This is a genomic window from Paenibacillus sp. Leaf72 (assembly GCF_001422685.1).
GTDB lineage: Bacteria > Bacillota > Bacilli > Paenibacillales > Paenibacillaceae > Pristimantibacillus.
In genome coordinates this window covers 127,022-148,678 of sequence record NZ_LMLV01000012.1, presented here as the reverse complement: position 1 = coordinate 148,678, position 21,657 = coordinate 127,022, and the positions used below count along the sequence as shown (strand labels likewise).

Here is a 21,657-nt window from a genome sequence, read left to right as displayed (position 1 = left end):
TTCTTGCTTCGTCTTATTATCGATCCAGAAAATGATGGAAGAACGATCCAGAGGGGATATGAACGTTATGAGAAAAATGGTTTCCGCTCTAGCTGCTTTTGCAACGCTGTTTTTTGTGTTACTTCAGCCTGTAGCGCAGGCAGCAACAACCGATATTAAAATTTATATCGATGGACAAGTGCTGCAAACTGATCAACCCGCTATTATTATTTCGGGCAGCACCTTTGTGCCCTTGCGCGGGATTTTTGAAGCTTTAGATGCCAAAGTATTATGGAGTCAAAAAACCAAAACGGTAACCGCTACGAAGGGCGATACAACCGTTGTTCTTAAACTGGGTGCCAGAACGGCTACGATTAACAATACAACCGTTACACTGGACGCCCCTGCCCGTTCCATTAAAGGCAGAACCGTCGTTCCTGTCCGCTTCGTCAGCGAATCGCTTGGCGAGGATGTGAAATGGGATGCGAAAACAAGAAGTGTACGCATTACAACATCTGCATCCGTAAGTATTGGCGCAGCCACCTCGGTGAGTGTGTCCACAGTTAGCCAAAATGGAGACGGAAGAGATTTGCAGGTTAATTTCACACCTCCAACCGATATGACGAATGTGAACAGCTACCGCATACTCGTCGTTCCGGCAGACAAAGCGTCTTCCTTTAATTTGGCTAAGGCGCAAATTGTAGGCGGTACGAATTATACGGCGCTTCCTACATCGTCCGCATACCAAAACAATGTACTAACGGCTCAAACAAGAGATACAGACGGGGCGTTGCTTCGTTCTAATCTGCCTTATAAAGTTTTTATTTTGACTGTTGGCAATAACGATCGTTACGCGCTATCCAGCCCTTCTGCCTCCATTACGCTGAGCGTCAAATCGACAGTAGACGCTGCTTCGAATGTACGCATTAGCGATGTTAGCGACTTCGGCGACGGCCGTGACCTCTCGGTCAGCTTTACACGGGCTTCCAATGAAAGCAACATTTCCAGCTACCGGGTGATCATTGTGAAGACCGCCAATGCTTCCAAATTTGATTTGGCAGCAGCCAATACGCTTAATAGCTCCTATTACACGACGGTTTCCAAAACGGGCAGCAGTACGATGAGTACAGGCTTCAGCTCCTCGGCAAGGGACACTTCGGGTGAATATATTAAAAATGGCGTTGCCTATACCGCTTATGTCCTTTCCATGAGCAGCAGCGCAGGTACTACTGCTAATACCTTGTCTTCGGCTTCTTCGTCTGTGACACTTGGCTCTTCTTCCGGATTTAATCCGACGATTACGAGCGTAGCCGATGTCAGCAACTATGGAGATGGCCGCGATTTGCGCGTTAATTTTAATCGGGCATCGGATGAGTCCCGGATTAGCTATTACCGGATTTTCGTAGTAAGAGAGGCTGATTACGGCAACTTTAATTTAACAGAGGCGAATAACGTAGCGTCGGGAAGATATACCGATGTTTCTAGAACGGGAAGCAGCAGCTACAGCCAAATTCTCTCTTCCAGCGCAAGAGATGTGAAGGGAAATTCCATTATGAATGGCGTTGCCTACCGTGTGTTTGTAATGGGTGTTACGAATAACAGCTCCTCCTATTCCAGCACCTTGTCCACCGCTTCCTCCAGTATTGCGCTTTATAGCACAGGAGTCAGCAGTGTAACCAATGTAGGCGTAAGCGACGTGAGCGACTATAACAATGGACAGGATTTGCGCGTTTCCTTCACTAGAGCTAGCGACGAGAGCAGCTTGAACCATTACCGCATCTTCGTCGTTAGGACGGCAAATGCAAGCAGCTTCAATCTGGCTGCAGCAAACAATATTACAAATTCCAGCTATTATACGACCGTTTCCAAAACAGGCGGAAATATTAATCAAGTATTGCCTGCGACAGCGCGTGACGTTAATGGCGTGCTCATCCAGAACGGAGTCAGCTATCAGGTATTCGTCTTGTCCGTCGGCAACGGAAGCTCGACTAGCAACAATGCTCTGTCTGGCAGCTCAGTTCCGATTATCCTGTCAGCTAGCGCTGTAACAGCAGCAGCCAATGTTGCTGTCAGCGACGTAAACGAGCTTAACAACGGTCAAGATTTGCTTGTTGCTTTTACCAAAGCAGCCGATGAGACCAACCTGAACCAATACCGTATTTTCGTCGTTAAGACTGCTAATGCGGGCAGCTTTAATCTAGCAGCGGCTAACGCTGTGAGCAACGCCAATAACTACACGACAGTAGCTAAGACAGGCGGAAATATTAGCCAAGTGCTTGCTGCAACTGCGCGGGACGTTAACGGCGACCTTATTCAAAATGGCATCAGCTATCAAGTATTTGTATTGTCCGTTGGCGGCGGCAGCTCGGCAGGCACCAATGCACTGTCCCTCGGTTCAGCAGCAATTACGCTAGCAGCTAAAGGTGTATCTGCGGCAGCCAATGTGGTTGCAGCTGAATACAATGGCGGTCAAGATATCAAAGTCGATTTTACAAAAGCTTCGGACGAAAGCAATATCGACCATTACCGTATTTTCATCGTCAAAAGTGCGAATGCTGGCGGTTTTGACCTGAATGCAGCGAATCGGATTACTTTGCCTGATTATTTTACGGCAGTCAATAAAACCGATACACCGAGCAAAGTGCTTACTCGCAATACACGCGACACAGGCGGAGAGTTCATCCAAGCCGGCGTCAGCTATCAAGTGTTTGTATTGTCCGTTGGCGGCGGCAGCTCGGCAGGCACCAATGCACTGTCTTCTGCCTCTGCGACTATTACACTTCCTGTACCGCTGCCTCCAGCAGCGGCAGCAACAGCGGTTAATGCAACCCTGCTCGCGAGCGGCCAGGATATTCAAGTATCCTTCACGAAACCGGCTGATGAGCGAAATATCTCGCAATACCGCGTGTTTATCGTTAAAGAAGCAGATGCTGGCAGCTTTAACCTAGCCTCGGCAAGTGCATCCAGCATTTACACACCATCGCCAGCTGAAGCCATACTAACAATAAACAAAAACACATCGGATGCTAGTGGTCAGCCACTCGCTTACGACACCAATTATCGGGTGTATGTGCTTTCGGTAGCCAAAAGCGGTGCGAATGCGTTGTCCGATCCTTCGGCAGCTGTTCTGTTTCCAACGCCAGCTACCCCACCAGCGACACCAACAGCACCAACAACACCAACTCCTGACCAGCCTACAGGAGTTTAAATTTAATAGAATCAAGATGTACGCAAAAAAGGCCGGGAGCCCCTCAATGGGGTCCCGGCCTTTTTTTGCATGACATGCATCTCACCAATAGGAAGAGCATCTCTTTTATTAGCTGTTTTTTAATTTTTTAGCATGCCCGATTCCAGCTGGCACTTTATTGCTTGCAGGCATTTTAACGCCTTCCTCTTCACCTTGCTTGACACTTTTTATAAAGAAAGAAAGCACAAGTCCAATAACGCCAATTCCAACAATAACAAGATAAGCATCATTAATACCTTGAATGTTCGCATGTACCATCATTTCCTTGGAAGCCGTCTGTGTGCCGCTAGTCACCATCGTATCCGTCAGATGGGTTTTGGTGCTCGACGTCATGACGGTTACGAGCAAGGAGGTACCAATCGCGCCAGCCACTTGCTTAATCGTATTAGAGATAGCTGTTCCGTGCGCATTCAGTCTCGCTGGAAGCTGATTCAGACCCGCAGTAGTAATTGGCATTAGGAAGAGAGCCATACCGATCCGTCGTCCCGTAGACATCAGCAGCAAGTAGTTATAGCTGGTGGAGTCCGTCAAATTCACAAATCCAATCGTAGTCCCGATTGTTATAATCATACCCACGATCGACAACCACTTTGCACCAAAGCGGTCAAATAGCTTCCCGGACACTGGCATCATGAGAGCCATAAGCAGGGCTCCCGGCAGCATAAGCATGCCCGACTCCAATGCCGTATATCCGCGTGCATTTTGCAAATAGAGAGGAAGCAGCATCATATCAGCATACATCACCATAGTGACGGCGATATTAATAATGGTCGTTAAAGAAAACATATTATATTTGAACGCTCTGAGATCCAGCAGCGGACTTTTGGCTCGCAGCTGCTGCCACGTAAACACGGCCAAGGAAACAATACCCACTGTAAGTGAAACTACAACTTCTGTGTTGGACCAGCCTAGGCTGCCCGCCTTACTGAATCCATAAATGACCATACCAAAACCGATGGTCGAGAAGATCATTCCCCATACGTCGAGCTTAGGGAACAATCGTTCAGCTACATTTTTCAAATAAAAATGAGCAAGAATAATGACCAAAGCAGCAACAGGAATAATCGCTTGGAACATCGTGCGCCAGCTGTATTCCTCCATGACATAACCCGTGATAGCAGGTCCAACAGCAGGTGCAAAAACAATCGCTAAACCAACGACTCCCATGGCAACCCCGCGTTTGTCCGGAGGGAAGATGGTAAGAATGACATTCATCAATAACGGCATAATAATGCCGGCGCCAGCCGCTTGAATGAGCCGTCCAACGAGCAATATTTCAAATGAATTCGCCATCGCCGCCAATATGGTTCCTCCGAGAAAGATAACCATGGCTGATTGAAAAAGCTCGCGTGTCGTAAAACGCTGCATAAGATAGGCCGTAATCGGAATGAGAACGCCATTTACCAGCATATACCCGGTGGTGAGCCATTGAGCGACGGAAGCCTCAATCGAAAATTCGACCATTAGATGGGGAAGCGCGACACTCATAATGGTCTGATTCAATACCGCGACAAATGCCCCTACGATTAAAACAAACAACAAGGGACCTTTCTTAATTGAGCTGCTGTCAAAAACAGTGTTTGTACTAATCTTACTCAATCCTTTCGACTTCAACTAATTGACAGTCTGTAGTATAATTTACTTAATGTAAAAGATTATAGGCGTCTCGTTTTATGATTACAAGCGACACCTTTTTCAATACTGTTTAATAGTTTACAAATATGTACGATATGTAGTTTTACTTCGTAATAATCTACAAATTCATTCCATCCTGTCGTATAGACGATTATTCTGAAAGTAGAAAGGACCGGTATTCGCATGACAACAAAATCTTCAAAAATGGATCCGCGCGTTATACGCACACGCCAACTGATTCGAGATGCTTTTCTCCAGTTAATTCAAGAGTATGATTTAGAGAAAATCACGGTGAATCGACTCGCGGAGCGGGCGACCATCAATCGGGTTACCTTCTATCTTCATTACAGGGATATCCCGGATATGTTGAATCAGATGGCGGACAACATGACCACGCACATTCGAAAGCTGCTAGAAGATGTGGCCGATCAATCCAGTACCGCTAAGGATGAATGGCCCGAGCTGGTCAGGCTTATTCAGCATTTTGCCGATCATTCAGCGTCTTACAAAATCATGCTCGGCTCCAGACGTCTGCCCATATTCACGGAGCGCCTTTCTGTGCTGATGATGGAATTTATTAAAAGTAAAATTGGCAATCATAATGCCTCATCCAAAACCATCACGCCCCAAATTCCGAATGATATTGCAGCCTGGTATGGCTCCTCTGCCTTTCTTGGCACGATCGTTATATGGCTGCGCAACGATATGCCCTATACGCCTGCCTTCCTTGCCAAACAGCTTTTGCTTATGGTGCCATTCAAATCTAATGCAGACAGCTCGTAGAACACCAATCCTTATTCATTCAGATAAGACGCGAGAAAGGCCGGGAACCCTCACTAGGTTCCCGGCCTTCAAACTCATGTATGAGAAGTTCTCTTTATTCCTCTCGCCGTTGTGGGCTGGAGCACTTTCACGCCAACCTTGACTATTTTCCAAGCAATGTACCCCATCATGCCGCCAACCGTGTTTAACAGCAAGTCGTCCACATCAAAGATGCCGATGCCTAGAAAAAATTGAGTCGATTCGAAAAATAAGCTTAGCAGAAAGGAAAGCATCACTACTTTTATACATAATGCCCTTTTAGATTGGATGAGCTCCGCCATAAAAATACCAAGCGGAATAAAGGCCAGCGTATTGCCAATTAGATTCGAAAATAAAATAGAGCCTGAAATCGATAATCCATTTATATCTCCTATATCTCTTGAAATCTCATCGAATAGCTTGAAGTTCGCTTGGCGCTCGTAAATGAGGTACGGGTGGTGCAGAAACGTTTTGAAATGATACCATAAAGCATCGAGACTAATGAAGTTCCATTTGAGCAAAATGATTTTAAATAATAAAAACAGATATACGATAAACGCCGCTCCTATAAAAAGTTCCCACTTATTTGTCTTATTTGCCGTCTGTTCCAAATGGCTTCCTCCTTCACCGTCACAATCTCGCCGTTCTATTTATAAAGCTCTCTGTCCGTCGCTGCATAGCCCAGCAGAACCAAGCATATAAAAATGCCCCACCTCGTCATTAACGCGTCCTCCTCTTGCCTTATACTTCTAGGATAGAGAAAACTAGTTAAAAAAAAGTGGGGCAAATTTAAAGTTTTTCTTAAATTATGAGCGCACAGGCAATCGCACTTCAAATACCGTCCGCACCACATTGCTCTCGGCCTTAAGAGTTCCCTCATGCTGCTCTACAATATTTCTGGCAATGAACAGGCCTAAGCCCGTGCCGCCCTCTTGATGCGCCCGTGAGCGGTCGCCCGTATAATACATTTCGAAAATATGCGGCAAATCTTCTGGCGGAATCTCCCCTCCATAATTGACGACTTGAATGACCACATGCCCGGTATCGATATGCCCATTCATATCTACATATAAGCCTTCTTTGCCATGCCTGGCCGCATTCGTCAACAAGTTCTCGAATACACGGGCCAGCAGCTCCCCGTCACCATAAATATAAAGCTCGGGAGCCACATCGATTCGGGAAATTACACGATTTTTCTCAAAAACAGGATATAGCTCCTCATTCAGCTGCCTGAGCAGCTCGCTGAGATCAATGTGCTCTTTCTGAACCGGCAGCTTGCCATAGTTCATGCGGGTAATATCGAATAGTCCATCAATCAGCTTCTCCAGACGCTGTGATTTATTGAAGGCAATCGTAGTGTAATGCTTGATCTGCTCATCGGTTAGCTGATTGTCCTTCACGATCAAATCCAAATACCCCAATATCGAGGTAAGCGGCGTGCGTAGATCATGGGCCAAATTCACAACCAGCTGATCCTTGCTATTTTCGGCAAAATCCCCTTTTTCGACCGCCGCTTGCAGCTTTTCGCTGGCCAAATTCAAATCCTCCGCAATGCTGTTAAACTCATCGTTTGAGGAAATATGTACCCGATTATCAAATTCCCCATTAGCCAGATGGCGGATTCCTTTGGAAATTTCATTGAAATACGTCCCATAACGCTTCGTAAACCAGAAGAAAAAAACAATAGCCAGCGGGATAAAAAGAATGAGGAACACATAAATGTCCCCGACCTCCCTCATCATCCTCCGGTACAGAGCCAATCGATCGCCCTCGCGAACGTCGACGTAATAGAGCTGCAGCATTTTATAAATGCCATACGTAATCGCACCGGACAAAAGCATGCTTAAGCCCAGCAGCATAATCATCGTAGTCCGAAAGCTTCGTCTGCTTTTAATCATTAAACGTGTACCCCACGCCCCAGATCGTCTTGATGAATTTACGCTTGGTCGTATCTTCTCCCAGTTTTTTGCGCAGTGTACGGATATGGACCATCACCGTATTGCCGCTCTCATAGTAGGCTTCGCCCCATACCTGTTTAAAAATGCTTTCCGCGCTAAACACCTGTTTCGGGTGGCTCGCCAGCAAATAAAGAATGTCGAACTCCTTCGGCGTTAATTCGACGTCCTCGCCGTACAAGGTGATTTTATGCTGATCGGGTGAAATCACGAGTCCGCCTAGCTCCAGCACCGCTTTATTCATGACGGCTGGCTGATTGAATTGCAGCGACCGGCGAAGCTGCGAATTGACACGTGCCACCAGCTCCATTGGATTGAAGGGCTTGGTCATGTAATCGTCAGCGCCCATAACCAGCCCTGTGATTTTATCGAGGTCCGAGGTTTTGGCACTTAAGAAAATAATCGGCAGATGGTATTGCTCCCGAATTTTACGTGTGACCTCGTACCCGTCCATTTCCGGCATCATAATATCCAAAATAGCCAAATCGATCGTTTGCGATTGCACAGCTTGCATGGCTGCCTTCCCGTCGGCTGCTTTTATAATGTAATAACCTTCCTTTTGCAGGTGCAAGGCGACCAGATCCGCGATCTCCACCTCATCGTCTGCGACCAAAATCGTAATACGCCTCAAATCCAGTCACCACTAACTGTCTATGCCTAAAAGTAATGAACAACAAGTGAAGCCATACGCTTTTTACTCAAATCGGCTTAACAAAGCCAATGCCTCTTCATGACCCGGCTCCAGCTCCAGAAATTGCTGAATATAGCTCAATGCCTGCTCGTCCAACTCCAGCTCAAAGCAGCTAATAGCGAGACAATAAAATACGGTTGAAACGACCTCATCTTGTTCTTGCTGCACCGATATTTCTAGAAAATGCTTGGACTCCTCGTACATTTCCATCTCAAACAGCAGCAAGCCAGCATCTAGTGCCAAGTCATAGCGCTGCTCCATGACGTAATACGACGACCACATTAGCTGAATGCCTCTTAGCAGGTCCTGCATTTCTTCATCATTCGCATCCGGCAGCAGGCTGGCTATTTGCTTCGTGCTCTGAATGAAAAACTCCGCATCATATCCACCCAAACGCCAAAAGCTCAATAATGGTTGCAGCTCCATGCTGGCAAGATGGCGGTCAACCCACATTTTCATGCTGAAAAACTCGTCCGGGCCAAAGCGCTCGACAAATCGGCGGTAAGCTAGTCTCGTATTTGAGTAGGCCATCGGTTGATCCAAATGGAGAATGCAGCCGACATTTATATTTTTATAATGATGCGGGGGAAATAACGCCTGGGCTCCTCTTTGCTCAAACACATGCTGAATCGCATGGTAGTTGGCGGTTAAGGAGAAGCTGCCATGCAGAAACAGCTCCGGCGGCTCGGCAAATTTCCAGTTATCGAGCAGGTGGTCGCCCTTGTCAGCAGTTATTAATAGAAAGCCTGCCTGGGACAACCGATTCAAGCGCTCCAAGCAGGTTAAACCCGCGGCAGGAAATAATATATGCGAATCCTCCAGCTGTTCCTGATATACGGCAATGACATCACGGTAAGGATAGTCGTCTTGCTCATACTCGGGTGCCCGCCTGTGCTCATAATACAAAGCGATTTGATCTAATAGTTCGGCTGGTTTAAGGGCATCCCGATTTTCAGGATATTCGACAAAAACATCCGCTTCATAAATTTGCCCGTCGCCTACATAGATTAATTCTTGTGGAATGCTGTCAAAAAAATAGTTGGCGACAATGACTAATGGTTGCTCTAAGTCCTGTTCTCTAATGATTGTGTCTGACTGGGCGAGGCTTAATGCCGTATCATGAACCGCATCAAATCGTGCAAAATCAAGCAAGCCTTCAGCGATAAAAGCTTGCAGGGCAGGATGCTGCTGCCAGGCTAGAACATTTTTCATAGCCAAATCGGTCATAATATAGCGGAAAGGGGGGAGTGATATCCCCGCATAGTCTCTCAGCTGGCATAGCTCATGCAGCACATGATAGGCGAGACGGCCTGCTCCCGCCCCGAGCTCTACAATAAACACAGGCTCTGAGCCGTTTCCCTTATTTGCCCGATCTTGGAGGAGTCCGAATATCATCTCGGCATAGGCCGCCGCAATCATAGGATTACTCGTTATATATTGAGGGACTTGATCATTGTTCCAAGCCTTCATGCCTTCTTCTTCAAAATATTCCCTTTGAATATGCCATATAGGCGCTTCACTAAAACGATAGCGTTGTGTATGATTAACAGTCATTTAAACGAATCCTGCCTTCTGAAAGTGATTGCATGCCATCTTGCCCGCCTGCACATTACTTATTTTCATAATATCCCTTTTTATGATAGCACATCCCAATCAAATACGCCGTTTCAACCGTCAAGAGTCCGACTGCCATACAAAAAAGGACGCCCAAATCGGCGCCCTAATAATTAATGAAATAGAATTACTTAATCTGATTCAATAAGTCCGACTTTCTTTAAATCTTTAATTTTCAGATACATCGTCCCTTTATACTTCTTGACATGTATGTCACTTAAAACAATATAGAAGGGCACCCGGAAGGGGTGCCCTGTCAGCTACTTTAAGTCGAAGACCATCAGGTCGCGACCTACTGTGATCGGGCCGGCGTAAATTCCAGCCATCCCCTCGATATACGCTTGCTCGGCCTCTGGATTCACCGCTGGTGCGGGAATATGATGCGTGAGCACGAGATGCTTGACTCCCGCCCGTTGCGCGATTGCAGCCGCTTCCAGCGTCGTCGTATGATACTTCGCAGGGTTTGACAGCGCCTTCTCGTGATTCGGGTATTGCGCGATCAGGGCGTCAAGCCATGACTTGTTGTACGCTTCGTGAACGAGCAGATCTGCCCCAGTCGCTTGTTTCTCCATATTGGCCACCGGAATCGTATCGCCTGATATAACGACCGTCTTGCCGTTATACTCGAACTTGTAGGCGATAGCCGGATAGACAGGGCGATGGTCCACTTCGAAGGCGGTAATTCGGATGCCCTCCTTGTCGTAGATAACACCCTCGTTGCATTCCGTATATTCGATTAGCGAGCCCGCTTCATCCGACAGATTGTAACTAATTCGGAGCTTGACGTCGAACTCGAAGGACTCCCGCATTTTACCAATGATCGCCTTCGTCGTCTCTGGTCCGTACACTTGCATAGGCACTGAACGACCTTCGAAGACACGTTCTGCGGTAATATGCGTGCGCCAACTCGTGATGAACACGTCGAAAAATCCTCCGTTATGATCGTAATGGTGATGGGTAAACAGGACATCGGATATCCGTTGAGGCATGATGCCCGCTTTGATTAGTTGGTCCACCGTAGAGCCCCCGCAATCAACGAGGAACGTCTTGTCTCCCGCGAGCACCGCTGCTCCGGGCTTCGCTCGCCCATAGAAGGCACGGGGAGAACCTGTCCCGAGCAGAACGACGGTCAGATCTGGGTGGTAGTCTGGCCTCAAATTCATTTGTGGCTGGATATACATCGCTGTCAGCCCTCTCATCTTCGTTTTATTTGCCTTCCTGTATCTCCTTCAGCAGCGACAGATCGTACAAGCCTGCCAGATCCAGGCCATCTGCTCCGACTCCCTTGATATAGCCGGCATCGACGGCTACCTGCGCCATTAGCTTCAAGGAATCTTGGTCGATGTTCATCGTCAGATTTAGATGAGACAGTGTGGCCTTGATCAATTCGGCATCCAAGCCCTTGCCCGTCAGTTCCTTCAACTCATCGCTAACGAGAGAATACGTGTCGCTGGGACTTTCCTTGATAAACTTAATTGCGTCCTCGTTGGCCAGAAGAACGGATTTGGCCAAATTCCGATGATCCTTCAGGAAGTCGTCACTAGTTACGATAATCGTAAGTGGATAATTCCCCTTGTTCGGCGGAATTTGATCCCAATCGACGGCGATATTACCGATGCCTTCATTCGCGATCAGCGTCCCCCATGGCTCCGGCAATAGCGCCGCGTCTACCTGGCCTTGCTTCATGGCCGTCAGCGTATCTGCCGGAGCCATCGCAATAAGCTGAACTCCGCTCTTATCCGTGGACACCTTCAGGCCCTGCTCCTGAAGAAGCAGACGCAGAGAGATCTCATTCGTGCTCCCCTTTGTCGGGATAGCGACCAGCTTGCCCGACAAGTCCTTGACGCTCGTCACGCCCGAGCCCTTCCTCGTCACTAGCACGGCGCCGCCGTTGTTCGCTCCTGACAGAATCTTGATGTTCTTGCTCCTTACATATTGGTTGATTATCGGGCTTGGCCCGACGTACCCGATGTCAATCTGGCCTGTCGCCATTGCAGTCGAGAAGTCGGAGCCGTTGTTAAAACCCTGTACCTCGATCTTCACATTAGCGCCGAGACGGTCTTGCAAATAGCCCTTCTTGATCGCTACGAAAGCCGGAGCATGGGTCACGTTCTTGAGCAAGCCGATCCGCACCGTAATGGGGTCGACCGATTTGGAGCTTCCATTGCTTCCCGAGCCAGAGGTCCCGCAGCCGGAAAGCAGAGTCAGAATCAAGACGATCATAAGACTCGAATAAGCCGCTTTTCTAAACATGCATCATTCCCCTTTTCCTAGTTAAGCTTACGTTTTGGCCGTATTCAGACCGTACTGGGTCCAGATCCGCTCCTCTATGCGCTTGAAGACGAGGTGGTCGGAGATCGTACCGAGAATCGCGATCACGAGTACGATGCAGAGCATAAGAGAGGTGTCGCCGAGGCTTCGCCCCTCCTCCAACAGCTGCCCCAAGCCGATGCCGCGCGCAATGAGCTCACCGGAGACGAGTGCCCGCCAGGCGAACGCCCAGGCCATACGCATGCCCGTAATGAGCTGTGGTATAGCCGCGGGAATCATCACTTGGTAAAAGAGTCGGAACCCGCGACCTGTTCCAAACATCTGCGCCGACTTCAGATAGATTGAAGGAATGTTCTTGATCCCACTCCGACTCGCAATCGTCATCGTCCACGTCGCCCCAATCGTCGTGATGAACAATACGGCGAAGTCGTTCAGCCCGAACCATATGATAGCGAAAGGTAACCAAGCGATGCTCGGCACCGTCTGCAAAGCGACGACGACAAAGCCGAACGTCTCGTCCAGCAGCCGGCTCCGAGCGAACAAGACGCCGAGTGTCATGCCGATGCCGCACGAGAGGACGAACGCGATGAGGATTCGCCTCAAGCTGCTAAGCGTCGCTTCGAGTAGCTGCCCATTTGCCATCCCATCGTAGAATGTCTGCACCGTCTGCAGCGCCGATGGAAAGCGCCAGCCCCAATGCATCGTCCTATATGCCGTCTCCCAGATTATTAGCAGTAGAATGAGAAAGAGGGCTTTTCTCCAGAGTGTAGTCATTGCCATATTCCTCCTTCGCCACCTTCTCCAGTTCAGCGGCCAATGTATCCATAATCTGACTCTCGATATGGTGCAGAAGAGAATCGCCAGGCTCCCGCGGCCGTGCCGCCTGTACGCGGAACTCCTTCTTAATCCGTCCCGGCCGGGTAGACATGACGAGCACTCTGTCCGACAGTATGACCGCCTCCCGGATGTTATGCGTGATGAACAGAATGGTCTTCCCCGTGCTCAGCCATATTTGCTCCAGCTCCTTATGCAGCAGCAGCCTAGTCTGTTCGTCCAGTGCAGCAAACGGCTCATCCATGAGCAGAATCTCTGGGTCCATGACGAGCGCCCGCGCTATTGCCACCCTCTGCTTCATCCCACCCGACAGCTCATGAGGATAGCGGTCCGCGAACTTCCCCAAATGGACAGCCCGGATCTGCTCCATGGCTCGCTCGCGGCGCTCCTTCTTTTTGATTCCCTTTTGCTTGAGACCGAATGCGACGTTCTCCAGCACGGTAAGCCAAGGATACAGTGCATGGTCTTGGAATACGACGATCCGATCAGGCCCTGGGGCCGTGACTTCCTTGCCATTCGCTTCTACTCGGCCGTAATCCGCCCGCTCCAGCCCTGCTACCAGGTTAAGCAGCGTGGACTTGCCGCAGCCGGAAGGACCGAGGATGGAGACGAACTCTCCCTTTCCAATCTTGAAGTCAATGTCTTTCAACGCAGTATAGCCCGCTCTGCCCCGTTGCGCGAACGTCTTACCTACTCCCTCTACCTGGATCATGCTCCCGCCCCCCCATGGCTTTCCACATCGTTACAAGTGCTGTTGGAACTCGTCGGTATCGTGAATGACAACCATTTTCCTCTCATAGCGAATGATGCCTTCCTCCCGCCATCGACCCAATGTCTCCGTAACCGTCTGCCTGCTGCAGCCGATGACATAGGAGATCTCCTCATGGGTAAGCGAAAGCGTGACGACCGTCTCCTTCCCCACACGAACTCCGAGCTGCATGAGTAGTTGAGCCAGCCTCCAAGCAACCGGCCGTGAGATGAGCGTCTCAACGTAACGCTGTGTCTGCAGCAGACGACGGGCGTTGACCACCGTTAGCGCATAGAGGGCATCTGGATGTCTCTTCAGCAAGCTGGTGAATTGGGAAGCCGGAATCGAGAGGATCCAGCTGTCCGTGATGCATCGCGCATAGCGTTGTCTCTTCTGCCCCGTCAGCACCTCGGCCGCACCGAACACCTCGCCCTTGTGCCTCAGGAACAAGGTGATGCTCTGGCCCTCTTGCGCAAACTGCGAAATCTTCACCAGTCCGTCCTGGACAAAATAGATATCCTGACTTTCTTCCTCGCTCCTGAAGATAAAGGAGTTCTTCTTCATGACACGAGAAGAGCCAAACTCCTGGAAGAGCTTTGCCAACGTGAGTTGCTCGGCTTCACCGCTATCCGTTACGTTTCCTTCCCAATAGGAGGACATACCCTCTTGGTCCATCGTCGTTCCACCCTTCTCTAGCTGTTGGTGAATTCAAAGTTTACCTATCGGTATTTGCAATTATAATCCATGGTTCAAAACAAAAACAGTCGGCTAGCCGACAAAATATAAGCCGTATCAAACGGCACGAGTGAGAAAGCTGTCTACAATCAGGTCTGGATCGCAACGTTAGTGAGGAACAGTCATATAAAAATACAATTATTCAGGTTTTCGTCGTATACTTGGCGAAAGTTAGTCTATTTCTAAGAGCACCTTGAGTCCTCTAATTTATCTGTCATTTACGAGCCCTCCATGAATGAAATAGGGCATACAGGAAATTATTTTACATAGAGAAAGAATTTGAAAGAGACAGGCTCAGTCGTATTTAGTTACATGGCACAAAAAAATGATAACTTCATTTTAAGTATTAAGAATATGGAGGCAAGGAAAAGATGAACTGGGTTAAAGTGATGCTCGTGGATGATGAAGTGCTGGCGATCGAGCATATGAAAAATTTAATATCGTGGCAGCAACTCGGATATGAGATCGTCTGCACGGCGAATAAGCCGTCGCAGGTCGTAAAATTGGCGCGGGAGCACCGACCGGACCTGATCATTATGGATATCGTCATGCCCGGAAAGGATGGGCTGGCGCTTAGCAGGGAGCTGCTGGCAGAGGGACTGGTGCTGAAAATCGTGCTGCTCACCTCCTACAAGGAATTCGAGTACGCCAAGGAAGCGCTAAAGCTCGGCGTCTCGAATTATTGGATTAAGCATGAGATGGATGCGGAAGCGGTCAAGCGGGAGCTTGGCGGCTTAAGGGAAGAGATCGAGAGCGATAAGCGGCTCCGAAAAAATGATCGCGGCCGATTGCTCATTGATTGGCTCGGCGGGAGACCTCTGTCGGACGCACAGTGGAGGACGGCGACGGCTGAGGTGGGCGAAGCGTTCGACCGGCTTCATCTGCTGGTGCTTGAGCCTGCCCGAATTACTCCGCTGCTGCCCGGCACGGCTATAGGTAAACCCGAATGGCCGACAGAGTGGCCCGATACAGGAGATTCCAGCCTGCTAGCGGCGATCCCCTTTCTAGAAAGCTGCTTTGTTCTTATTTACGGGGATAAGAGCAGCAGGGGTGAGGGCAAGATGCGAGAGCTGCTGGAGGAGAAGGCGGTCGAGGCACGCCGGACGATAGAACAGTTGACGGGCCGCTCTGCATCAATGGCGATGGCCTACGGTTTGCCAAACCGGGCAGACGTTCCGGCAAAGCTGGCTGAAGCTTTGAAATGGCTGTCGCAGGCCATATTCTATGCCCCTAGCCACCTGTTCCGGCTGAACGAGCTTCCGCGTGCAGAAGAGAACGCCCCCATACATTTGGAGTGGGAAGAAGGCCTGGCGAAGACGAAAGAACTGCTGCCGGGCCACCAATATGAAGCAGCAGCACGGGAGATTTCGGCTTTGTTCGCGCGAGCTTTGGCGGCAAAGGATGCGGTTGGCTTCGCCGATCTGTGCCGGCAGCTGGTCGCCGTATTGAACCGCTATCGCTCCACTTGCGGACTGCCTTCTCTAGCAGAAGCTTGGGCAGATGGCCCCGGCACAACAGCCGATTGGACCTCGCTTACGGGGATTCGCGATTGGTTTTTGTCGGAGTTAAATGCGCTTGCAGAAGCGACATCCGGGCTGCCCGCGGTGTCCCGTAAAGTGCGCCAGGCACTCGAGCAGATGGAACGGCATTACGGCGATCCCGAGCTCGATGCAGATGCGATTGCAAGGCAGCTCGGCATTTCGCGCGACCACTTCCGCCACTTGTTCAAGCTGGAGACGGGCCAGACGGCACTCGACCGGCTTACAGAAATCCGGATGGAGAAGGCTAAGCAGCTGCTGGAAGAGGGGAATCTCAAGGTGTATGAAATCGCTGACCGGGTCGGCTTCCGCAATGGGCAGTATTTCAGCCAAGTCTTTCGCAAGACGACGGGCATGACCCCGCTCGAATATATGGAGAAACGCAGGTGAACTTGCAATGCGCATGAGGATACGCACCAAAATTATCGCCAGCACCGTTCTAGTCGTCTCCATTTCGCTTATTCTTAGCGGCTTCTTCATCTATGACTACGCAAAGGACATTATTCGCGAGCAATCGATTAAGGACAGCCGGACGAAGCTCGCGCAAATTTCGTTCCAGTTGAAGAAAATTCAGGAGCAGGTCGTCAAGACAGCAGAGTACATCGTATCCGACGAGGAGATAACCGCCCTTATTAACGCGCCAGCAAGCGAGGATATTGAGGTGAACTATTTTCGCAAGCAGGCCGTACAGGAAAAGCTCGGGCGGTTCGTGGCGCTCAGCAATTTTATTCTGAATGTCGTGATCGTTGCACCGAACGAGGAAACCTATTCGAATTATAGCGGATATGAGGAATATTTCTCCGAGTACTTGAAGCAGGACTGGTTTGTGAAAATGAAAGATACACGCGCTGCCTATAGCGAGCCGCACTCCTTCTTCTTTATTAGCGGCAACCGCCAAGTATTTAGTTACGTGCTGAAATACCGTCCGATCGGGCAGGACTTAGAGGCGGATAGCTATCTTGTTATCGATATTGCCTATTCCGAACTATCCAACGTCTTCTTGCAAAGCGCTCAGGATTTCGAGCAAATCGAGCTGTTCACCGGCTCAGGGGCTTTGCTGTTGGAGGCGAATGAGAAGCTGCCGGATGCAGACCGGGCGTTTATGGCGAGCACCTTGCATTCCGGCCAGCCGTTCGCGGAGGACGCCCGCACCATCGTGTTGACCGACGATGCGATGAGCCAGGGATGGAAACAGGCGGCTTTGCTGTCTAAGAGCAAATTATTTATGAAAATTAATCGCGTTTTCTTTTTCTATATCATCATCATTATTACCGCCATTATCGTAACGCTCGTCGTCATGCTTCCTATTATCGTCAATCTAATGAGACCATTGATCCGGCTGACAAATGCGATGAAGCGCGTAGCGGTCGGCGATCTCGGGACAAGCGTCCAAATCCGCAGCGGGGACGAGCTGGAAATTTTGGGAACAGGCTTCAATCGAATGGTTAGAGACTTGAAAAGCCTGATGGACACTGCCGTACAGAACGAAACGGTGAAACGGCAAATGCAAATCGATTTATTGATGGCCCAGATCAATCCGCACTTTCTATACAACTCCTTGAACACCGTCATTTACTTGTCGCATGCCAATCGCGGAGCAGAAGCGGCCGAAGTGACGCAGGCGCTCATCTCTATTTTGCAAAACACGATCAAGACGGGGGAGGGAGCTGTGCGCGCGCCGTTGTCGGAAGAAAAGCGGATTATCGACAAATATACGGTCATCCAGCAGACGCGTTACCCCGGCCAATTCCGGCTCGTCTGGGAGGTGGATGAGACGCTGCTTGACCGTTCGGTTCCCCGGCTGGCGCTTCAGCCGCTCGTGGAGAACGCTATAGTGCACGGCATCATTCCGTCGGATCTGGAAGAGGGCACGATTATTGTGCGGGCTTACCGGGAAGGGGAACAGCTTGTTTTGGAAGTGGAGGACGACGGGCAAGGCATGACGGTGCCCGAGGAAGGCTGGAGGATGCAAATAGGACAGGTGGGACAAGAGCCTGAGCGTACGAGGGGAATCGGTCTGTCCAACATTCAGGAGCGGCTGCAAACCCATTTTGGCGCTTCGGCGCGGCTGGAAGTATTTAGCGAATGGGGAGAGGGCACCCTGATACGAATTAAGCTTCCTTGGATGGAACAAGCGTAAACGGCTGACGCYGYCCTYTGGCGGCAAAGCTWCCGTTTCGCGGAGAAATATAGAGAAAGGATGGAAAAATCATATGAGAAATATAGAGAAAGGATGGAAAAATCATATGCTTTCCTATATTTCAAGCGTAAACGGCTGACGCTGCCCTCTGGCGGCAAAGCTWCCGTTTCGCGGGTGAAATCGACTTGATCACCGGATTTTATACGAAATCACCGTTTTGGCTGATTACCGCCTAACAGGGTCCTGAGTTACGATAGCAGTGTAAGCACTTACAAAATTATTTTAGGGGGACTCACCAACATGAACATCAAAAAGAAGGCCAAATGGGTGGGCGGTTTCGTATCTGTGCTGATGCTGACTGGGCTGCTCGCAGCCTGCGGCGGCAACAACACCACTGGAGACAACGGTACTGGCAACAACGGAGGCACTGCTGCTCCTGCGGCGTCGACTGCGGCCAGCACCGATCCAACACAGATTAGCGGCACCGTTAAAGTCTGGGATTGGGATGAAGCGTTTCAGAAGGGCATGATCGTAGAATTTAATAAAAAATATCCGAACATCAAAGTCGAAGTAACGGTCGTTAATCCGAACGATTACTTGCAGAAGCTGCAAAGCGGTATCGCTTCCGGCTCTGACGTTCCGGACGTCATTCTTGGGGAGTCGGCCTACCGCGGCAAGCTGTTTGACCTTGGTGTGCTCGACAATCTGGAAGCGGCGCCTTATAACTTCGATAAAAGCACCATTATAGATTACGTTGTGCCTTACGTCTCTAATTCCAAGGGCGAAGTCATTGCCGTTGATCAATCGCTAACGCCTGCTGGCTTCGCTTACCGGAGAGATTTGGCGAAGCAATACTGGGGCACAGATGATCCAGCTGAGCTAGAGAAAAAGATTTCCACTTGGGATGATTTCATCGCTGCCGGCAAGGAGCTTAAAGAGAAAAGTGCTGACAAGGTGCTCATGTTCCCTGGTCTGGGTGACGCCTTTCTCGCTTTGAAAGGTCAGAATTTTGCTTCCTACGTAAACGGCACAGAAATCGATTTGACGAGCAAGCTGCAAAAGCCTTTGAACCGCTTGTTTGAGATGCGTGACGCTGGCATTATCGGCAAAAATGAACTGTGGACGCCAGCTTGGTCTGCTTCCATGGCGAAAGGCGAGTTCATGTTCTATCCAATGGCGCCATGGGGAGCCAAATGGCATATATCCGCGAACGATCCGGACGGTTCGGGACGCTGGGGTCTTCTCAAAGCGCCAGAAGGCGGATTCACCCGCGGCGGAACGGCGATCGGCATTTACAAGGACAGCAAAGTTAAAGAGGCCGCTTGGGCATTTATCCAATACGCTTACTTGTCCGATGAAGGCTCGGCCTTCAACTTTAAGACGTTCGGCAACATGACCAGCTCCAAGTCGTTCTATGAAACCCAAAAAGCTCTCATCGACGCGCCGGGGCCTTATGATGAATTTTTCGGCGGTCAAAATCTTGCGAAATACTTCGTCGAAAATATCGTTCCAGATATGAAAGGCGAAGCACAGTCCAAATACGATTCCGTCGTAGACTCTGTGTTTAACGCGCTGTACCCGCTATGGATGAAGGATGGATCGGTCACTGCCGACTCCGCGCTGCAAAAGTTCATCCAAGAAACGAAAAACAAAGCGTCCGACGCGACCATCAAGTAAATTTTGGGAAAACGAGGGATGACCGTGAATGCGGAACGCATAATTAAGACTTCCGCCGCATCCAGCAAACGCAGATGGGGGCCACGCATGTGGCCCTATCTTTTCGCCCTGCCTTTCGTGCTGACGTATGCGGCGTTTCAATTGTATCCAGTCCTTTACTCATTCGTGCTCAGTCTGCATGACTGGAACGGCATAGGCGACAAGACGTTTATCGGCTTTAAAAACTATGTGCAGCTTTGGACGAATGACCCTTTGTTCATTAAGTCCTTGTGGAACACCCTGATTATGATGGCGATGTTTATTCCAGTAACCTTGATTTTAGGGCTCACGCTGGCGTATTGGACTTTCCATTTGACGCGCGGCAAGAGATTATTTCAGACCATTAATGTACTGCCATATATTACGACTCCGGTAGCCATCGGCTTTATTTTTTCCTACATGTTTGACTGGCAGACCGGTCTTGTGAACCTGCTCCTTACGAAATTCAGCCTATTGGAAGAAGGTTTTTACTGGCTTCAAGACCCATGGGGCTCCCGGGCTATTATTGCTCTAATGGTCATTTGGCGCAATCTCGGGTATTTTATGATTATTTTCATGGCCGGCATGACCGTCATTCCGCAAGACGTATACGAAGCGGCCAAGATGGATGGCTCTACGGGACTTCATACCTTCCGCAAAATTACGATGCCCTTGCTGCGAAATATTATCGTATTTCTCGTCGTCACCTCCGTTATTAATGGATTGCAATTGTTCGATGAGCCAAAGCTGCTTTACGGCGGATGGTCGGGCTCCGCACAGGTAGGCGGTCCTGATAACACAGCCCTCACTATTATTTGGAAATTTGTGGATGAGTCATTCGGTTCCAATACACGTTTCGGCTATGCTTCGGCCATTGCCTACTCGCTGTTCCTGCTAATCGTATTATTCTCCATTCTTAGCTATAAACTCACAGCACCTAAGGAGGACAAACGATGAAAACAGCCAGCATGTGGTTTTGTCTAATTGTCATCTCCCTGCTCTCGCTCTTTCCGTTCTATATTATGATCGTGATGGGAACGCATTACAGCGAGGATTTATTCAAGGGAATTCCGATTCTTCCGGGCAACTATTTGGGAGAAAACCTGAAGACGGTCCTGCAGGCCGATTTTCTAAAAGTATACGGAAACAGCTTGATCGTATCCGTTGCCTCTGTCTTGCTGGCGACACTCACCAGCACACTCATCGGCTATGCCGTGGCGAAATTTGAATTCCGCGGTCGCAAGCTGCTTCAGACCTTCGTTATTATTACGATGATGGTACCGACCCAGGTCGGATTAATCGGTTATATTATTGAAATGAGACATCTCGGTGTCGGCAATACGCTGTGGCCGGTCATTCTCGTCTGGGCGGCATTTCCGTTCGGTGCATTTTTTATGATCCAGTTCATGCGCGATTCGATTCCAACCGATTTACTGGAATGCGCGCGTATTGACGGCTGCTCCGAGCCGGGTATCTTAATTCGCATTGTACTGCCGATAATGAAACCGGGCTTGGCGACGCTGGCAACGCTGGTGTTTCTATGGTCATGGAACAACTATTTGCTGCCGCTCGTCACGATTAACAAGTCCGAGTGGTACACGCTTCCGATCTTTATCTCAAATCTGGGTATTGTTCACCGGACGGATTACGCAGCGCGAATGACTGCCCTTACGATGACGACGATTCCCGTCCTGATTCTGTTTATTCTTGGTTCGAAAACGTTCATGAAAGGCCTGACCGCTGGTGCGGTCAAAGGCTAAACGTTATAGCAAGG

17 protein-coding genes are annotated in these 21,657 nt (G+C 49.5%); 7 read left to right on the top strand and 10 right to left on the bottom strand.

The genetic code is table 11. The features are described 5' to 3' along the window. The first annotated feature begins 67 nt into the window (after nt 1-67). Nucleotides 68-3,187: a copper amine oxidase N-terminal domain-containing protein gene (locus ASF12_RS15380; RefSeq protein WP_056036303.1), complete on the top strand. Its 3,120-nt coding sequence runs from the start codon at nt 68-70 to the stop codon at nt 3,185-3,187. Between the two features lie 108 nt (nt 3,188-3,295). Here the strand turns inward: ASF12_RS15380 and ASF12_RS15375 are convergent, their stop codons facing one another. Continuing rightward, nucleotides 3,296-4,816, bottom strand: a complete 1,521-nt coding sequence (locus tag ASF12_RS15375) for a DHA2 family efflux MFS transporter permease subunit (RefSeq protein ID WP_056037024.1) — start codon at nt 4,814-4,816, stop codon at nt 3,296-3,298. A gap of 228 nt (nt 4,817-5,044) precedes the next feature. Between ASF12_RS15375 and ASF12_RS15370 the strand changes: the two genes are divergently transcribed. Further along, nucleotides 5,045-5,644 carry a TetR/AcrR family transcriptional regulator gene (locus ASF12_RS15370; protein WP_056036301.1) on the top strand — a complete coding sequence of 200 codons (600 nt, stop codon included), beginning with the start codon at nt 5,045-5,047 and terminating at the stop codon, nt 5,642-5,644. Nucleotides 5,645-5,718: 74 nt separating this feature from the next. On the opposite strand, the gene ASF12_RS15365 is transcribed toward ASF12_RS15370, so the two are convergent. The 9 genes from ASF12_RS15365 to ASF12_RS15325 all read right to left on the bottom strand — a co-directional run bounded on the left by ASF12_RS15365 (nt 5,719) and on the right by ASF12_RS15325 (nt 14,450). Continuing rightward, nucleotides 5,719-6,273 (bottom strand): VanZ family protein, encoded by a 555-nt coding sequence (locus ASF12_RS15365; RefSeq protein ID WP_056036299.1) that lies wholly within the window; start codon nt 6,271-6,273, stop codon nt 5,719-5,721. Between the two features lie 195 nt (nt 6,274-6,468). After that, nucleotides 6,469-7,560, bottom strand: a complete 1,092-nt coding sequence (locus ASF12_RS15360) for a HAMP domain-containing sensor histidine kinase (RefSeq protein WP_056036298.1) — start codon at nt 7,558-7,560, stop codon at nt 6,469-6,471. Next, on the bottom strand, nt 7,553-8,248 hold the full coding sequence (locus ASF12_RS15355; protein WP_056036296.1) for a response regulator transcription factor: 696 nt from the start codon (nt 8,246-8,248) through the stop codon (nt 7,553-7,555). Before ASF12_RS15355 ends, ASF12_RS15360 begins: the two co-directional genes overlap by 8 nt. Before the next feature lie 63 nt (nt 8,249-8,311). Next, nucleotides 8,312-9,862 carry an SAM-dependent methyltransferase gene (locus ASF12_RS15350; RefSeq protein WP_056036293.1) on the bottom strand — a complete coding sequence of 517 codons (1,551 nt, stop codon included), beginning with the start codon at nt 9,860-9,862 and terminating at the stop codon, nt 8,312-8,314. A gap of 320 nt (nt 9,863-10,182) precedes the next feature. Next, nucleotides 10,183-11,103, bottom strand: a complete 921-nt coding sequence (locus tag ASF12_RS15345; protein ID WP_235533174.1) for an MBL fold metallo-hydrolase — start codon at nt 11,101-11,103, stop codon at nt 10,183-10,185. Between the two features lie 25 nt (nt 11,104-11,128). Next, complete coding sequence (locus ASF12_RS15340) at nt 11,129-12,175, bottom strand: ABC transporter substrate-binding protein (protein ID WP_056036289.1); 1,047 nt, start codon at nt 12,173-12,175, stop codon at nt 11,129-11,131. Between the two features lie 27 nt (nt 12,176-12,202). Then, nucleotides 12,203-12,895 (bottom strand): ABC transporter permease, encoded by a 693-nt coding sequence (locus ASF12_RS15335; protein WP_235533173.1) that lies wholly within the window; start codon nt 12,893-12,895, stop codon nt 12,203-12,205. A 4-nt stretch (nt 12,896-12,899) separates the two neighbouring features. Further along, nucleotides 12,900-13,739 (bottom strand): ABC transporter ATP-binding protein, encoded by an 840-nt coding sequence (locus ASF12_RS15330; RefSeq protein ID WP_056036287.1) that lies wholly within the window; start codon nt 13,737-13,739, stop codon nt 12,900-12,902. A gap of 30 nt (nt 13,740-13,769) precedes the next feature. Further along, nucleotides 13,770-14,450 (bottom strand): Crp/Fnr family transcriptional regulator, encoded by a 681-nt coding sequence (locus ASF12_RS15325; protein WP_056036285.1) that lies wholly within the window; start codon nt 14,448-14,450, stop codon nt 13,770-13,772. Between the two features lie 431 nt (nt 14,451-14,881). Between ASF12_RS15325 and ASF12_RS15320 the strand changes: the two genes are divergently transcribed. The 5 genes from ASF12_RS15320 to ASF12_RS15300 all read left to right on the top strand — a co-directional run bounded on the left by ASF12_RS15320 (nt 14,882) and on the right by ASF12_RS15300 (nt 21,643). Next, entirely contained in the window at nt 14,882-16,438 is a 1,557-nt protein-coding gene (locus ASF12_RS15320; protein WP_056036283.1) for a helix-turn-helix domain-containing protein, read from the top strand. Between the two features lie 7 nt (nt 16,439-16,445). After that, a complete protein-coding gene (locus ASF12_RS15315; RefSeq protein WP_056036281.1) occupies nt 16,446-18,188 on the top strand; it encodes a sensor histidine kinase in 1,743 nt (580 codons plus the stop codon). Nucleotides 18,189-18,488: 300 nt separating this feature from the next. Continuing rightward, nucleotides 18,489-19,865: an ABC transporter substrate-binding protein gene (locus ASF12_RS15310; protein WP_056036279.1), complete on the top strand. Its 1,377-nt coding sequence runs from the start codon at nt 18,489-18,491 to the stop codon at nt 19,863-19,865. Between the two features lie 87 nt (nt 19,866-19,952). Beyond that, nucleotides 19,953-20,840, top strand: a complete 888-nt coding sequence (locus ASF12_RS15305; protein ID WP_063892567.1) for a carbohydrate ABC transporter permease — start codon at nt 19,953-19,955, stop codon at nt 20,838-20,840. Then, complete coding sequence (locus tag ASF12_RS15300; protein ID WP_056036276.1) at nt 20,837-21,643, top strand: carbohydrate ABC transporter permease; 807 nt, start codon at nt 20,837-20,839, stop codon at nt 21,641-21,643. The genes ASF12_RS15305 and ASF12_RS15300 overlap by 4 nt, the downstream gene beginning before the upstream one ends. The last annotated feature ends 14 nt before the right edge of the window (nt 21,644-21,657 follow it).

Excerpts from the sequence above, each read along its gene's own strand:
- ASF12_RS15330 (WP_056036287.1), bottom strand. The coding sequence starts at position 13,739 with ATGATCCAGGTAGAGGGAGTAGGTAAGACGTTCGCGCAACGGGGCAGA.
- ASF12_RS15350 (WP_056036293.1), bottom strand. The coding sequence starts at position 9,862 with ATGACTGTTAATCATACACAACGCTATCGTTTTAGTGAAGCGCCTATA.
- ASF12_RS15340 (WP_056036289.1), bottom strand. The coding sequence starts at position 12,175 with ATGTTTAGAAAAGCGGCTTATTCGAGTCTTATGATCGTCTTGATTCTG.
- ASF12_RS15335 (WP_235533173.1), bottom strand. The coding sequence starts at position 12,895 with ATGCATTGGGGCTGGCGCTTTCCATCGGCGCTGCAGACGGTGCAGACA.
- ASF12_RS15300 (WP_056036276.1), top strand. The coding sequence starts at position 20,837 with ATGAAAACAGCCAGCATGTGGTTTTGTCTAATTGTCATCTCCCTGCTC.
- ASF12_RS15315 (WP_056036281.1), top strand. The coding sequence starts at position 16,446 with ATGCGCATGAGGATACGCACCAAAATTATCGCCAGCACCGTTCTAGTC.
- ASF12_RS15310 (WP_056036279.1), top strand. The coding sequence starts at position 18,489 with ATGAACATCAAAAAGAAGGCCAAATGGGTGGGCGGTTTCGTATCTGTG.
- ASF12_RS15345 (WP_235533174.1), bottom strand. The coding sequence starts at position 11,103 with ATGTATATCCAGCCACAAATGAATTTGAGGCCAGACTACCACCCAGAT.
- ASF12_RS15380 (WP_056036303.1), top strand. The coding sequence starts at position 68 with ATGAGAAAAATGGTTTCCGCTCTAGCTGCTTTTGCAACGCTGTTTTTT.
- ASF12_RS15370 (WP_056036301.1), top strand. The coding sequence starts at position 5,045 with ATGACAACAAAATCTTCAAAAATGGATCCGCGCGTTATACGCACACGC.
- ASF12_RS15305 (WP_063892567.1), top strand. The coding sequence starts at position 19,953 with ATGTGGCCCTATCTTTTCGCCCTGCCTTTCGTGCTGACGTATGCGGCG.
- ASF12_RS15325 (WP_056036285.1), bottom strand. The coding sequence starts at position 14,450 with ATGGACCAAGAGGGTATGTCCTCCTATTGGGAAGGAAACGTAACGGAT.
- ASF12_RS15320 (WP_056036283.1), top strand. The coding sequence starts at position 14,882 with ATGAACTGGGTTAAAGTGATGCTCGTGGATGATGAAGTGCTGGCGATC.
- ASF12_RS15360 (WP_056036298.1), bottom strand. The coding sequence starts at position 7,560 with ATGATTAAAAGCAGACGAAGCTTTCGGACTACGATGATTATGCTGCTG.